Annotated in this window: 12 protein-coding genes; 7 read left to right on the top strand and 5 right to left on the bottom strand. The window is 65.5% G+C overall.

Features of this window, described 5'->3' with window-relative positions; all coding sequences use genetic code 11:
- Positions 1 to 40 precede the first annotated feature (40 nt).
- From L6D89_RS06900 to rimB, 3 genes are all read right to left on the bottom strand, one after another.
- Positions 41 to 970 (bottom strand): S66 peptidase family protein, encoded by a 930-nt coding sequence (locus L6D89_RS06900; RefSeq protein WP_236199195.1) that lies wholly within the window; start codon positions 968 to 970, stop codon positions 41 to 43.
- Positions 971 to 1,375: 405 nt separating this feature from the next.
- A complete protein-coding gene (gene rimK, locus L6D89_RS06895; protein WP_038803545.1) occupies positions 1,376 to 2,281 on the bottom strand; it encodes a 30S ribosomal protein S6--L-glutamate ligase in 906 nt (301 codons plus the stop codon).
- Positions 2,278 to 2,754: a retropepsin-like aspartic endopeptidase RimB gene (gene rimB / locus L6D89_RS06890; RefSeq protein WP_445009200.1), complete on the bottom strand. Its 477-nt coding sequence runs from the start codon at positions 2,752 to 2,754 to the stop codon at positions 2,278 to 2,280. Before rimB ends, rimK begins: the two co-directional genes overlap by 4 nt.
- 101 nt (positions 2,755 to 2,855) lie before the next feature.
- Here rimB and L6D89_RS06885 point away from each other — a divergent pair, with 101 nt between their 5' ends.
- Positions 2,856 to 3,248, top strand: coding sequence for an RNA-binding S4 domain-containing protein (locus L6D89_RS06885; RefSeq protein WP_236199194.1), 393 nt, complete (start codon positions 2,856 to 2,858; stop codon positions 3,246 to 3,248).
- Positions 3,249 to 3,293: 45 nt separating this feature from the next.
- On the opposite strand, the gene L6D89_RS06880 is transcribed toward L6D89_RS06885, so the two are convergent.
- A complete protein-coding gene (locus L6D89_RS06880; RefSeq protein WP_236171081.1) occupies positions 3,294 to 4,094 on the bottom strand; it encodes a phosphatase PAP2 family protein in 801 nt (266 codons plus the stop codon).
- A gap of 118 nt (positions 4,095 to 4,212) precedes the next feature.
- Between L6D89_RS06880 and hslO the strand changes: the two genes are divergently transcribed.
- The 5 genes from hslO to L6D89_RS06855 all read left to right on the top strand — a co-directional run bounded on the left by hslO (position 4,213) and on the right by L6D89_RS06855 (position 11,473).
- Positions 4,213 to 5,106 (top strand): Hsp33 family molecular chaperone HslO, encoded by an 894-nt coding sequence (hslO, locus tag L6D89_RS06875; RefSeq protein WP_236171082.1) that lies wholly within the window; start codon positions 4,213 to 4,215, stop codon positions 5,104 to 5,106.
- A 168-nt stretch (positions 5,107 to 5,274) separates the two neighbouring features.
- Entirely contained in the window at positions 5,275 to 6,816 is a 1,542-nt protein-coding gene (locus L6D89_RS06870) for a phosphoenolpyruvate carboxykinase (RefSeq protein ID WP_236171083.1), read from the top strand.
- Positions 6,817 to 7,148: 332 nt separating this feature from the next.
- Complete coding sequence (locus tag L6D89_RS06865) at positions 7,149 to 9,086, top strand: RecQ family ATP-dependent DNA helicase (RefSeq protein ID WP_236199193.1); 1,938 nt, start codon at positions 7,149 to 7,151, stop codon at positions 9,084 to 9,086.
- A 134-nt stretch (positions 9,087 to 9,220) separates the two neighbouring features.
- Positions 9,221 to 10,720, top strand: a complete 1,500-nt coding sequence (locus L6D89_RS06860; protein WP_236199192.1) for a flavin-containing monooxygenase — start codon at positions 9,221 to 9,223, stop codon at positions 10,718 to 10,720.
- Between the two features lie 150 nt (positions 10,721 to 10,870).
- The gene (locus L6D89_RS06855; protein WP_236199191.1) at positions 10,871 to 11,473 is read left to right on the top strand and encodes a nitroreductase family protein; all 603 of its coding nucleotides are present in this window, start codon (positions 10,871 to 10,873) and stop codon (positions 11,471 to 11,473) included.
- A gap of 227 nt (positions 11,474 to 11,700) precedes the next feature.
- Here the strand turns inward: L6D89_RS06855 and L6D89_RS06850 are convergent, their stop codons facing one another.
- On the bottom strand, positions 11,701 to 12,600 hold the full coding sequence (locus L6D89_RS06850) for a LysR family transcriptional regulator (protein WP_236171087.1): 900 nt from the start codon (positions 12,598 to 12,600) through the stop codon (positions 11,701 to 11,703).
- Between the two features lie 104 nt (positions 12,601 to 12,704).
- Between L6D89_RS06850 and L6D89_RS06845 the strand changes: the two genes are divergently transcribed.
- Positions 12,705 to 13,940 carry a 3-hydroxyacyl-CoA dehydrogenase gene (locus L6D89_RS06845; RefSeq protein WP_236199190.1) on the top strand — a complete coding sequence of 412 codons (1,236 nt, stop codon included), beginning with the start codon at positions 12,705 to 12,707 and terminating at the stop codon, positions 13,938 to 13,940.

The raw sequence follows: 13,940 nt of genomic DNA, 5'->3' as shown, positions 1-13,940 counted from the left end.
CGCCTTGTTCTGCTCCAGCTCGCGAGATCCTGAGCAGACTCTAATCCCAGCGTAGGGATTTTCCTTCCAGCACCGCCTGGCGCCCATAGGGCCAGGCGCGGTTCTGCGCGCCGTGGCCGCTGGGCAGACCGTGGTAGAGCGGGACACCCAGCGTCGCGGCGTACTCGGCGAAGATCTCTTCCAGGCTGTGGGCCACGCCCTTGCGCGGGCAGTCGGTGAAAGTGCCGAGGCAGATGGCGCCCAGACGTGCGCCGTTCAGGCTGTTCAACAGTTGCCAGAGGCTGCGCTCGATACGGTAGTAGGGCTCGCCGACGTCCTCGAGGATCAGGATCGCTCCGTCCGGTACGTACAGCGCACCCGCGGTGCCGGCCATGCAGGCCAGCGCGGTGAGGTTGCCGCCAATCAGTTCGCCTTGCACGGCGCGTTTCGGCCCGGCGAGGTGCTGGACTGCCAGCTTGCCGGGGCCGCCGGCCAGTACGTGGCTGATCGACGCCAGTGAGGCCAGGCGCTCGCGCTGCTCGCTGGGCGCGCTCAGCGGTTGCAGGCCCAGGCCGGTGGCGACCATGCCGTGGATCGCCGGCAAGCCCTGGCGATGGAAGGCGCTGAGCAGGATGGAAATGTCCGAGAAGCCGATCAGCGGACGCGGCGAGGCGGCCTGGATGCGCCGCCAGTCCAGCTGGGGGATGAGCTGTCCACAGCCGTAGCCACCGCGCAGGCACCAGACGGCGCTGACGTCGTCCCGTTCGAAGGCAGCGTGGAAGTCTTCCAGGCGTTCTTCAGGCGTTCCCGCCAGATAGCGATAGCGCGCCTCGGCGTGGGCGCCAAGGTGGTACTCCACACCTTGTACTTCCAGCTGGCGCAGGGTCGCTTCGAGCACTTCTTCGGCGATCGCCGAAGCCGGCGCGACCAGCGCGACACGGCCTTCGATGGGCGACCATTTGAGTTCGGCATGGGGGCGGGAGGCGGGCATGAATGGATTCCGGTTACTTCAGGAGAACTGTAGGAGCGAGCTTGCTCGCGAAGGGTTCCGTGGGGCAATGAAGCTTGGAGCTGGAACTTCGAGGGCTCGGTGCTTCATGTTGGTTTGGCTGCCATGCGGCCCCTCACTCTAACCCTGGCTACGCGCCCCGCTCCCGAGGGAGAGGGAACTGATCGGCGCAGGATTAAGCTGCGATGTCAGCCGGCACGGACGGCCCCCTCTCCCTCTGGGAGAGGGCTGGGGTGAGGGGGGAAGCCCCATGCCGTGCTGAAGGGGGCGTCATGGGATTTTGTTCCTGACATCCCTGTCGTGGCTACGTGCTTCTCTGTGACCCCTGCCAGGCCTTCCTTGGCCAGTCGTTCGCCGGCGCAACGCATGCGTCGCGAAAGCCCCGGCTCACCCTTTCCCTTTGGTGCGCGCCAGATGCGGGCCGCCATTCTTCTCCAGGTACTCGATGATCACCCCGGCGATATCCTTGCCGGTGGTGGTTTCGATGCCCTCCAGGCCCGGCGAGGAGTTCACCTCCATCACCAGCGGCCCATGGTTGGAGCGCAGGATGTCGACACCGGCGACGTGCAGGCCCATCACCTTGGCGGCGCGGATGGCGGTCATGCGCTCTTCCGGGGTGATCTTGATCAGGCTGGCGCTGCCGCCGCGGTGCAGGTTGGAGCGGAACTCGCCGGCCGCCGCCTGGCGCTTCATCGAGGCGATCACCTTGTCGCCGACCACGAAGCAGCGGATGTCGGCGCCGCCGGCTTCCTTGATGTATTCCTGCACCATGATGTTGTGCTTGAGCCCCATGAAGGCTTCCAGCACGGATTCGGCGGCCTTCTCCGTCTCGCAGAGGACTACGCCGATGCCCTGGGTGCCTTCGAGCAGCTTGATCACCAGCGGCGCGCCGCCGACCATCTCGATCAGGTCCGGCACGTCATCCGGGGAGTGGGCGAAGCCGGTCACCGGCAGGCCGATGCCCTTGCGCGACAACAGTTGCAACGAGCGCAGCTTGTCGCGGGAGCGGGCGATGGCGACCGATTCGTTGAGCGGGAACACCCCCATCATCTCGAACTGGCGCAGCACGGCGCAGCCATAGAAGGTCACCGAGGCGCCAATGCGCGGGATCACCGCGTCGAAGCCTTCCAGCGGTTTGCCACGGTAGTGGATCTGCGGCTTGTGGCTGGCAATGTTCATGTAGGCGCGGAGGGTGTCGATCACCACCATCTCGTGGCCGCGTTGCTGCCCGGCCTCCACCAGCCGACGGGTGGAATACAGACGCGGATTGCGCGACAGCACAGCAATTTTCATTGATCACCTGGAAGGGTGGCGGGAACCATGATGAGGGGTTTGTCTTGCACGTAGGTGAGGCCCGGGTTGACCACCAGCTGGCCGTGGACCAGAGCCTTGGAGCCTAGCAGCACGCGGTAGCGCATGGTCTTGCGGCAGGCCAGGGTGAACTCCACCGACCAGGCCCGGTCGCCCAGCGCCAGCAGGGTGCGGATCACGTAGCGGGTCTGGGCCTGGCCGTTGGAGCTCCTGATGGTTTTCATTGTTACCACCGGCGCCTCGCAACGGTGACGGCGCTGCACCTGGGTGCCCAGATGGGCGATGAAGCGCACCCAGTCCTGGCCGTCGCGCTGGAACGGCACGATGTCGCTGGCGTGCAGGGTGGACGTGCTGGCGCCGGTGTCGATCTTCGCGCGCAGGCCGACCATGCCCAGTTCGGGCAGGGCGATCCATTCGCGCAGACCAATTACCGACAGCTGGTCGAAAGTCTTCAAGACAGGTATCCCCGGCGTTTGCCGGCATTCTAGTCAGGCCGGTTGTGCCCCGCCAGCGGGGCGCGGGGTACACTCTCAGACCCGCATGACGAGGTTGTGAAGTGAGCGAAAAAGACGACGACAAGGTCCGTCTGGACAAGTGGCTGTGGGCGGCGCGCTTCTACAAGACCCGCTCCCTGGCCAAGGAAGCCATCGACGGCGGCAAGGTGCACTGCCGGGGCGAGCGCTGCAAGCCGGGCAAGGAGCCCAAGGTTGGCGAGGAATATGTGATCCGCACCGGCTTCGACGAGCGCACCGTGGTGGTGAAGGCGCTGTCGATGGTGCGTCGTGGCGCGCCCGAGGCGCAGTTGCTGTATGAGGAAACCGTCGATAGCGTGAAGCGCCGCGAGGATGCTTCGGCGATGCGCAAGGCGGGGGCGCTGGGCGTGCAGACTGACGGGCGGCCGACCAAGAAGCAGCGCCGCCAGTTGTTCAGCTTCCGCGACCAGGAGTGAGCAGCCGGCGAGGGCCATGGGCGCCTCGCCGGGAGCCTTCGGTCGTCAGGCGGCGACGACGCTCAGGCGATTGAGCAGCGGGATTTTCGCGGCCAGGCGGAACAGCGGATCGGTCCAGCGCACCAGGGCGGCGCTGCCCTTGGCGGCGAACGGGGTGAAGCAGCTCCAGGCCAGGGCTACCAGAGCCATCTGCACGCCGCCGATGTAGTCGTCCTGGCCCCAGTGCGCGCCGGCCACCAGGCGCGGCAGCATGAACAGCAGCGCCAGGCCCCAGATCACCACCCACTGCAGGGCGTTGCGGGCGAACAGGGTGAGGAACAGCGCCCAGATCAGCAGTACTGAGGCGTGGTCGCCGGGGAAGCTGCGGGCGGATTCGTCCTTCACCTCGAACGCGGTGTTTTCCCACTGCGGGAAGTACTGCTCCAGGCGTACCGCATCCGGCGCGACGCTGGAAATGCTCGCGTGCTGCCAGCCCAGCTTGTGGGCGATCTTGGCGTAGAGAATGCGCACCACCACCAGGACGACCGCCGCACACAGGAAGCCGAAGGTCGCCGCGCGGGCCTGGGTCGCCTTGAAGATCCAGTCGCCACGGATCAGCAGGAGCAGGAGGATCACCCCGACCAACAGGTCGAACGGCCGGGTGCTGGCCACGGCCCAGGTCATGCGCCAGGTTTCATTGCTCGCCAGCGGCTGGTTGAGCAGGCTGAACAGGCTGAAATCGAACAGGTCCATCGCGCTGCGGGTGGGGGCCCAGAGCCACAGCAGAAGCAGGGCGAGCGCCATCAGGTGACAGGCGATGAAGGGCTTCCAGGACCAGGTGGCTTGGAACGGCGTGGTTTTGTCCATAAAATCGATACCCCCTTACGGAACCACTCGAATATGGGTGGGTGCTGCAAAGCGCGCTTTATAGGCCTTTGCCATCAACTTGTCATTTATTTGTGCATATCGCAGCGTTGTGCCCAGCATGTCCAGAATCGATCAAAGTCAGCGTTTCCTGTTCGACAACACCGATGTCCGTGGTGAGCTGGTGGAGCTCGACCGCAGCTACGCCGAAGTGCTGGCCAAACACCCCTATCCGCAGCCGGTCGCCCAGCTGCTCGGAGAAATGCTAGCCGCCGCCGCGCTGCTTTGCGGCACCCTGAAGTTCGACGGCCTGCTGGTGCTGCAGGCGCGCTCCAGCGGCGCGGTGCCGCTGCTGATGGTCGAGTGCTCCAGTGATCGCGAAGTGCGCGGCCTGGCCCGCTACGATGCGCAGGCCATCGGTGATGCCGCGGGGCTCGCCGAGCTGATGCCGCATGGCGTCCTGACCCTCACCGTCGACCCGAAGAACGGCAAGCGCTACCAGGGCATCGTGCCGCTGGAGGGCGCGACCCTGGCGGACTGCCTGTCGACCTATTTCGCCACGTCCGAGCAGCTCCCGACCCGCTTCTGGCTCAATGCCGACAGCCGTCGCGCCCGTGGCCTGCTGCTGCAGCAACTGCCGGCCGACCGCCAGCGCGACGCTGAGTCGCGGGAAGCCAGCTGGCAGCACGTCACCACCCTGGCCGATACCCTCACCGCCGAGGAATTGCTGGGCCTGGACAACGCCACCGTGTTGCATCGCCTGTATCACGAGGACGATGTGCGCCTGTTCGATCCGCAGCCGCTGGTGTTCCGCTGCAGCTGCTCGCGGGAACGCTCGGCCAACGCGCTGGTCAGTCTTGGGCAGGAGGACGCCGAACGCCTGCTGGCCGAGGAAGATGGCGAGATCGTCATCGACTGCCAGTTCTGCAATCAGCGTTATCGCTTCGACGGTTCGGACGTTGCCCAGCTGTTCTCGGGCGGCGGTAGCCAGACACCGTCAGAAACCCGCCATTGACCGCATCTATCTGTCCGATAGCCGAACCAATGGCGCTCTCGCCAGATCAGAGGCTGCACTTGGCCATTTCTTTTCTGGCATAATCCCGCGACTTTTTTCCGCGGTAGTGGGAATCAGAAGTCACTACGCAATGTTTGGAGGACTCGGCTTCGGCCGACGGGGACCCACATGACGCAAGCCAACAAAGCCGTTTACACCGATATCAGCGTTGCCCAACTGGTCGAGGAAGCCATTCGCCGCGGCGAAGGCGAACTCGCCGACAACGGCTCGCTGGTCGTGAAAACCGGCCACCGCACCGGCCGCTCGCCTGCCGACCGTTTCATCGTCGAAGAGCCGGGCAGCAAGGATTCCATCGCATGGGGCGCCATCAACCGTCCGTTCCCGGCCGACAAGTTCGATGCCCTGTGGGACCGTGTCCAGGCCTTCAATAACGCCCAGGAACACTTTGTCTCCCACGTTCATGTAGGTTCCGCAGCGGATCACTACCTGGCCGTCAAGATGACCACCGCCACTGCCTGGCAGAACCTGTTCGGCCGCGCGCTGTTCATCGAGCCCGAGCAGTACAACCCGGCTGGCCGTGAAGAATGGCAGGTGCTCAACGTCGCCAACTTCGAGTGCGTGCCCGAGCGTGACGGCACCAACTCCGATGGCTGCGTGATCCTCAACTTCGCCCAGAAGAAAGTGCTGATCGCCGGCATGCGCTACGCCGGTGAAATGAAGAAGGCCATGTTCGGCGTGCAGAACTACCTGCTGCCGGAAAAAGACGTGCTGCCGATGCACTGTGCCGCGAACATCGGTGAAGCCGGCGACGTGACCCTGTTCTTCGGTCTGTCCGGCACCGGCAAGACCACCCTGTCCGCCGACGAAAGCCGCTACCTGATCGGCGACGACGAGCACGGCTGGGGCGAAGGCGTTGTCTTCAACATCGAAGGCGGCTGCTACGCCAAGTGCATCGACCTGTCCGAGAAGAACGAGCCGGTCATCTGGAAAGCCATCAAGTTCGGCGCCGTGCTGGAAAACGTCGTCCTCGACGAAAACCGCACCCCGAACTACGCCGATGACAGCCTGACCCAGAACTCCCGCGCGGCCTACCCGCTGGAAAACGTCGAGAAGCGTTCCGAGAAGAACCTCGGCGGCGAGCCCAATGCCGTGATCTTCCTGACCTGCGACCTGACCGGCGTTCTGCCGCCGGTGTCGATCCTGAACAACGAGCAGGCGGCCTACCACTTCCTGTCCGGCTATACCGCGCTGGTCGGTTCCACCGAAATGGGTTCGGGCGGCGGCATCAAGTCGACCTTCTCCACCTGCTTCGGCGCACCGTTCTTCCCGCGCCCGGCCGGCGTCTACGCCGAGCTGCTGATCAAGCGCATCCAGGCCTTCGGTTCCAAGGTCTACCTGGTCAACACCGGCTGGACCGGCGGTGGCTACGGCGTCGGCAAGCGCTTCAACATCCCGACCACCCGTGGTGTGATCGCGGCCATCCAGAGCGGCGCTCTGATCGGTGCCGAGACCGAGCACCTGGACATCATCAACCTGGACGTGCCGAAGGTCGTTCCGGGCGTCGAGACCAACCTGCTCAACCCGCGCAACACCTGGGAAGACAAGGCTGCCTACGACGAAGCCGCCAAGGGCCTGGCCAGCAAGTTCATCGACAACTTCAAGAAGTTCGACGTGAGCGACGCCATCAAGAACGCCGGCCCGCAGCTGTAAGCGAGCCTGTTCTGGAAAGAGCCGCCTTCGGGCGGCTTTTTCATTTCTCGTCTCGCCGCCCGAGCTTCTTTATAGGAGCAACTGTTGTCCTGGGGAGTCAGCGCCAACGCCTGCCCTCACCCAACCTCTCCCAGAGGGAGAGGGGCAGGTCGCACCGGCTGACGCTGTGCTGCCACCCTGTACTGAACGGTTCCCTCTCCCGCTTGCGGGAGAGGGTTAGGGTGAGGGGCTCTTGCCGTTGTAGGAGTGCTTCACCCGCGATCACGAACATGGCGCGTTCCTGCAAAAGCGCTTCCTAGGCTGGGTGGACGCCCATGAAAGGAGTTATCCCCATGCACGACACCCTCGAACGCGTCTTCGGTTTCCGCCAGTTCCGCCCCGGCCAGGAGGTGGCGGTCAGTGCCGTGCTGGCCGGGCGCTCGGCGGCGGCGATCTTTCCCACCGGCTCGGGCAAGTCGCTGTGTTACCAGTTGCCGGCGTTGCTGCTGCCGCACCTGACGCTGGTGGTCTCGCCGCTGCTGGCGCTGATGCAGGACCAGCTCGCCTTCCTGGCCCGCCACGGCATTGCCGCCGCCAGCATCGATTCGGCGCAGAGCCGCGAGCAGACCGCGCAGACCATGGCCCGCGCGCGCAGCGGCGAATTGAAGGTGCTGATGATCTCGGTGGAGCGCCTGAAGAACGAGCGCTTCCGCAACTTCATCAGCGAGGTGCCGATTTCCCTGCTGGTGGTGGACGAGGCGCACTGTATTTCGGAATGGGGCCACAACTTCCGCCCCGACTACCTGAAGCTGCCCGACTACCAGAAACAGTTCCGCATTCCCCAGGTGCTGCTGCTCACCGCCACGGCAACGCCGGCGGTGATCGCCGACATGCGCGCCAAGTTCGCCATCGCCGAGAGCGACGTGGTCACCACCGGTTTCTACCGCGCCAACCTCGACCTGCAGATCGAGCCGATCTCCAGTGCCGCCCGCCGTGCCCGCCTGGTGCAATGGTTGCACGAGCGTCCGGGCCAGCCGGCCATCGTCTACGTCACCCAGCAGAAGACCGCCGAGGACGTCGCCGCGCACCTGGCCGAGCGCGGCATCCCCGCCTACGCCTACCACGCCGGGATGGAGCACCCCGAGCGCGAAGGCATTCAGCGCCGCTTCATGGAGGGCCGGCTGAACTGCATCGTCGCCACCATCGCCTTCGGCATGGGCATCGACAAGAGCGATATCCGCCAGGTGGTGCACTACGACCTGCCCAAGTCGCTGGAGAACTACAGCCAGGAGATCGGCCGCGCCGGCCGCGACGGCCAGCGCTCGGAGTGCCTGGTGCTGGCCAACCGCGACAGCCTCAACGTGCTGGAGAACTTCGTCTACGGCGACACGCCCGAGCGTGAAGGCATCCGCACCGTGCTGGAGGAAATCCGCCAGGCCTCCGGGGGGCAGCAAGGCGGCCAGTGGGAAACCATGCTGGTGCCGCTGTCGGACCAGTCCAACATCCGCCAACTGCCGCTGAAGACGCTGCTGGTGCAGTTGGAGTTGCGCGGCATCATCGCGCCGCGCTTCGCTTATTTCGCCGAATATCGCTACAAGTTGCTGGTCAATTCCGCCGAGCTGCTGAGTCATTTCGAAGGCGAGCGGCGCCAGTTCGTCGATGCCATCCTGACGACTTCGGCCCGCGCGCGGACCTGGGCGACCCTGGACTTCGACACCCTCTACAGCCGCCACGGCGCCGAGCGCGCGCGGGTGGTGAAGGCGCTGGATTACTTCCAGGAGCGCGGCTGGGTGGAGTTGGAGAGCAAGCAGATGACCGAGGTGTACTCGGTGCGCGATGCGTCCTTCGCTGTGGATCAGTTGAGCGAAGCACTGCACGACTACTTCAAGCGCCATGAGCAAAGCGAGATCGCCCGCATCGGCGCCATGCTCGATCTGCTGGGCAGCTCGGACTGCCTGAGCTGGCGCCTCGCCCAGTACTTCGGCGACCAGCAGGCGCCGCGCCAGTGCGGCCACTGTTCGGTGTGCGCCGGCCATGTCGCCCGCCTGCCGGAGCCGCCCGTGCTGCCAGCCCTGGATGGCCAGTCGCTGCATAACCGCTGCGCTGCCTTCCTGGAGAAGTACCGCAGCGCGCGAGGCGCCGAGCCCAGCGCCGATTGCATCACGCGCTTCCTCTGTGGCATCAGCGTGCCGGCCTTCACCCGCATGCGCGCGCGTGGCTTGCCGGGCTACGCGACGCTGGAAGACTACCCCTACGCCCAGGTGCGCGATTGGGTACAGGCGCAGCTCTGACCGCCTGAATACGGCGGCGCCACGCACGACTAAAGGTCGGCGTGATGCCGCCCGGGCTGCTTGTAGGGTGAGGGGAGGAAATTCCTCCTAGACTCACCAGGCACTGCCTGCCTAACGGCCGAGGAGCCCCAAGCATGTCCGTCGAGCACCTGGATGTACTGATCATCGGCGCCGGCCTGTCCGGCATCGGCGCCGCCTGTCACCTGCAGAAGCAGTGTCCCGGCAAGTCCTACGCAATCCTCGAAGGCCGCGAGGCCATGGGTGGTACCTGGGACCTGTTCCGCTACCCGGGCATCCGTTCCGACTCGGACATGTACACCCTGGGCTACAACTTCAAGCCCTGGACCGACCCCAAGGCGATCGCCGACGGCCCGTCGATTCTCAACTACATCCGCGAGACCGCCCGCGAGTACCGCGTCGAGGACAAGGTGCGCTACCGCCACCGCGTGCTCAAGGCCGACTGGGACAGCAACACGGCGCGCTGGAACCTCAGCGTGCAGCGCGGCGACGAAGCGGAGCCGGTGCGCATGAGCGCGCAGTTCCTCTTCATGTGCACCGGCTACTACCGCTACGACGCCGGTTACACCCCGGAATTCGCCGGACGCGAAAGCTTCGGCGGGCAGGTCATCCACCCGCAGTTGTGGCCGGAAAACTTCGACTACAGCGGCAAGCGCATCGTGGTGATCGGCAGCGGCGCGACCGCCGTCACGCTGGTGCCGTCGCTGACCGACAAGGCGGCCCATGTCACCATGCTGCAGCGCTCGCCGTCCTACGTGATCACGCTGCCGGCGAAGGACCCGATCTCCAACTTCCTGCGCAACTTCCTGCCGGAGAAGTGGGTGTATCGCCAGGCGCGGGCGCGCAACGTGACCATGCAGATGGTCTTCTTCATGGCCTCCAAGATGTTCCCCGGCGCGGTGCGCAAGTTGATGCTCAAGCTGGCCAACCTGCAACTGGGCAAGGACTTCGACATGCGCCACTTCAGCCCGCGCTACAAGCCGTGGGACGAGCGCGTGTGCTGCGTGCCGGACGGCGACCTGTTCAAGGCACTGCGCCAGGGCCGTGCCTCGGTGGTCACCGAGCATATCGAGCGTTTCAGCGAGAAGGGCATCCTGCTGAAGTCCGGGCAGGTGCTGGAGGCGGACGTCATCGTCACCGCCACCGGGCTGGACCTGGTGATGTTCGGCGGCGCGGAACTGGCCATCGACGGCAAGCCATTCGACGTCACCCAGAGCATGGGCTATCGCGGCATCATGCTGCGCGACCTGCCCAACCTGGCCGCTATCGTCGGCTACACCAACGCCAGCTGGACGCTCAAGGCAGACCTCTCCAGCGAGTACTTCTGCCGCCTGATCAACCACCTGGACGCCATCGGCATGCGCCAGTGCACGCCGCGCCAGACTGACGGTTCGGTGAAGGAAGAACCCTTCCTCAATCTCAACTCCGGCTACATTCAGCGCGCCGCCGACCGCATGCCCAAACAGGGCGACCGCACGCCGTGGAAGCTCTACCAGAACTACGCGCTGGACCTGGCCCTGTTGCGCTTCGGCAAGGTCGAGGACGGCTACCTGAGCTTCACCTCGCCCAAGCAGCGGCAGGCTACCGCCGCACCCGTGGAAGCGTTGGAGAGCTGATCCCTCGCGGGTACTCGCCTGACCCGGCGGGCGCCCGCGCCGTTCCATCGAAACGCTGGATGGACATTATCGATACGCCGCTCTGCAACGGGACTTCCTCTCGGCTTACCATGCGCGCCATTCCCGCCCATGCCAGCCAGAGGATTTTCCATGCTGATCGAAGACGCCATCCGCAGCCGCCGTTCCATCCGTGGTTTCGACACTTCCTACGTGATGAGTCGTGAGGAGAAGGACGACCTGCTGCAACAGGCGCTGCTCGCGCCCACTTCCTTCAACCTGCAGCACGTGCGCCTGGTGGAAGTCAGCGACCCGCAGTTGCGCGCGCAGATCCGTGCGGCGGGCTGGGACCAGGTGCAGATGACCGAGGCGTCGATGCTGGTGATCGTCTGCGCGCAGGTCGATAGCTGGGAGCAGAACGCCGAGCGAGTGTGGGACGGCGCCCCGGTTGAAGTGAAGAACTACATGGTCGGCGCCATCGACGGCTACTACAGAGGCAAGTCGCAGACCCAGCGCGACGAAGCCATGCGCAGCTGCGGCCTGGTGGCCCAGACCCTGATGCTCGCCGCCCGCGGCCGTGGCCTGGACAGCGTGCCTATGGTCGGTTTCGACTTCGACGCCGTGGGCAAGCTGATCAACCTGCCGGCCAGTCACGCCATCGGCCTGATGATCGCTGTCGGTAAACAGGCCGTGGAAGCCAAGCCGCGCATCGGTCGCCTGCCGCTGGCAGAGACGATCGTTCGCGATCGCTTCTGACCCCCACGAAACGCGCCTCCGGGCGCGTTTCTGCTTTCTTCTGCACACCGCCCGCCCCCGAGCCTGTGTCTTCCCTCACCCTAACCCTCTCCCAGAGGGCGAGGGGACTGGAGCGTGCCGGCTGTAACCGTGCCATCAGCCGGTGCGGACAGCTCCCTCTCCCTCTGGGAGAGGGCGGGGGTGAGGGTAGCCCCCGAGCGCAAGGTTCACATTTGCGTGCCCCGCCCTCAATCCGGTGCCGCTTCGACAATCCGCTCGACCAACCACTGCAGCGCCGTGTCCCGCTCGCGCTGGGCGAGGTACACCAGTTCCAGCTGGAACTGTCCGACATCAAACGGCAACTCCAGTACCTGCAACGGCAAGAGCTCCGCGAAATAGACGGCCAGGCGCGTCGGCAGTACCGTCAGCAGATCCGTGGTCGCCACCAGGTGCGCCGCCTGCAGGTAGTTCGGCGTGGTGTAGGCGACCTCCCGCTTGAGTCCCTGGCTGGCCAGCCACTGGTCGACCATGCCCTTGGTCTGCCCGCCGGAAACCCACAGGTGGCGCTGCTGGAGAAAGGTCTGCAGATCGAGCCCGCCGTCCACCTGCGGATGCCCGCGTCGGGCCAGCAGGCGCAGCGTTTCGCTGGCCCAGGGGCGGCGCTGGAAGCGTGCCGGCAATTCCTCGAAGCGCCCCAGCACCAGGTCTAGGTTGCCCTTGTCCAGCGCCTCGGCTGGCAGTGTCGGCGTCAGGTGCTGGATGCTCAGGCGCATGCCCGGCGCCGCGCCACCCAGGCTGTCGAGCAGGCGCGGCATGCACAGCGCTTCCACATAGTCGGTCAGCGCCAGGGTAAAGCGCTGGCGGCTGCGCGCCGGGTCGAAGGTGTCGCCACCGGCCAGGCTCTGGCCGATGCGCTGCAGGGCGTCGCGAATCGGCGCTTCCAGCTCCAGCGCCCGTGGCGTCGGCTGCATCGCCCGGCCGACACGCACCAGCAACGGGTCATCGAGCAGCTCGCGCAGGCGGTTCAGTGCGTTGCTCACCGCCGGCTGGCTCAGCGCCAGGCGCTCCGCCGCGCGGGAAACGTTGCGCTCGCGCAGCAGCGCATCCAGTACCCGTAGCAGGTTGAGGTCGAACGTATTCATATTCATCAGCTGAATGCCGCGTATCACAACTCAAAATTTCAAAAATAGTACCGCCTTCCCTAAGGTGAGTGGTCTTCAAACGAGCGTTTCAGGCTGACAAGAGGAACAACATGAGCCAGAACATCCGCATCGCCAGCGCTGCCGTCATCGGCGCCGGCACCATGGGCCGGGACATTGCCATGTGCCTGGCGAACGCCGGCGTGCAGGTCCTGTGGCTGGACAACAACCCGCAGATGCTCACCCAGGCCCTCGGCACCGTGGCCGACACCTACGCCCACAACGTGCGCCAGGGGCGCATCGACGAGGCCGAGGCGGCCCGTCGGCGTGCGCGCATCTCCCAGGCGGCGAACTACGCGGCTATCCGTGAAGTGGACCTGGTGATCGAGGCGGTGTACGAGAACCTCGAGCTCAAGCAGTCGATCTTCCGTGAACTGGACGCGGCACTGAAACCCTCGGCGATCCTCGCCTCCAACACCTCCTACCTGGATGTCGACGCCATCGCTGCGGTGACCTCGCGGCCGTCCCAGGTACTCGGCCTGCACTTCTTCAGCCCGGCGCACATCATGAAGCTGCTGGAGATCGTGCGCGGTGCCAAGACTGCGCCCGCCGTGCTCGAAGCCGCGCTGGAACTGGGCGAACGCATGGGCAAGGTCAGTGTGGTGGCCGGCAACTGCCACGGCTTCATCGGCAACCGCATGCTGGAAAAATACGTCCAGGAATCGCGCCGGCTGATCCTCGAGGGTTCGCTGCCGCATCAGGTTGACGCGGCGATCCAGGGCTTCGGTTTCGCCATGGGGCCGTTCCGCATGTTCGACGTGGTCGGCATCGACCTCGAATGGCGCGCCCGCGGGCTGGCCGGCAAGGGTCAGGATGCGCCGACCGTGCAGGTGGACAACCGCCTGTGCGAGATGGGCCGCTTCGGGCAGAAGAGCGGCAACGGCTTCTATCACTACGAGCCGGGCAGCCGCCAGGCCGAGCACGACCCGGAAGTCGACGCCCTGGTGGTGCGCGAATCCGAGCGCCTGGGCTATTCCCGGCGCGACATCGGCGCCGAGGAAATCCTCGAGCGCTGCCTGCTGGCGCTGGTCAACGAAGGCGCGAAGATCCTCGATGAAGGCATCGCTTCCACCAGTGCCGATATCGACACCGTTTACCTCAATGGTTATGGCTTCCCGAAGGACAAGTCCGGCCCAATGGCCTGGGCCGATGCCCAGGGCCTGCAGAGCGTGCTGGCACGCCTGCGTGACCTGGCCGGCGAGCATGGCGCGCACTGGCAGCCGGCCGCGCTGATCGAGCGCCTGGCCGCCGCCAATAGCCGCTTCGCCGACGTGAAACAGGAGCACTGA

The organism is Pseudomonas pseudonitroreducens (assembly GCF_021603645.1).
Lineage (GTDB): Bacteria > Pseudomonadota > Gammaproteobacteria > Pseudomonadales > Pseudomonadaceae > Pseudomonas > Pseudomonas pseudonitroreducens.
Note: the sequence above shows the minus strand (reverse complement) of the source record. Positions and strands in the feature narration are given on the sequence as shown.

Bases quoted from the DNA above. Each gene is read 5' to 3' on its own strand.
- L6D89_RS06845 (WP_236199190.1), top strand. From the start codon at position 12,705: ATGAGCCAGAACATCCGCATCGCCAGCGCTGCCGTCATCGGCGCCGGC.
- L6D89_RS06855 (WP_236199191.1), top strand. From the start codon at position 10,871: ATGCTGATCGAAGACGCCATCCGCAGCCGCCGTTCCATCCGTGGTTTC.
- L6D89_RS06870 (WP_236171083.1), top strand. From the start codon at position 5,275: ATGACGCAAGCCAACAAAGCCGTTTACACCGATATCAGCGTTGCCCAA.
- L6D89_RS06880 (WP_236171081.1), bottom strand. From the start codon at position 4,094: ATGGACAAAACCACGCCGTTCCAAGCCACCTGGTCCTGGAAGCCCTTC.
- L6D89_RS06865 (WP_236199193.1), top strand. From the start codon at position 7,149: ATGCACGACACCCTCGAACGCGTCTTCGGTTTCCGCCAGTTCCGCCCC.
- hslO (WP_236171082.1), top strand. From the start codon at position 4,213: ATGTCCAGAATCGATCAAAGTCAGCGTTTCCTGTTCGACAACACCGAT.
- L6D89_RS06850 (WP_236171087.1), bottom strand. From the start codon at position 12,600: ATGAATATGAATACGTTCGACCTCAACCTGCTACGGGTACTGGATGCG.
- L6D89_RS06860 (WP_236199192.1), top strand. From the start codon at position 9,221: ATGTCCGTCGAGCACCTGGATGTACTGATCATCGGCGCCGGCCTGTCC.
- L6D89_RS06900 (WP_236199195.1), bottom strand. From the start codon at position 970: ATGCCCGCCTCCCGCCCCCATGCCGAACTCAAATGGTCGCCCATCGAA.
- rimK (WP_038803545.1), bottom strand. From the start codon at position 2,281: ATGAAAATTGCTGTGCTGTCGCGCAATCCGCGTCTGTATTCCACCCGT.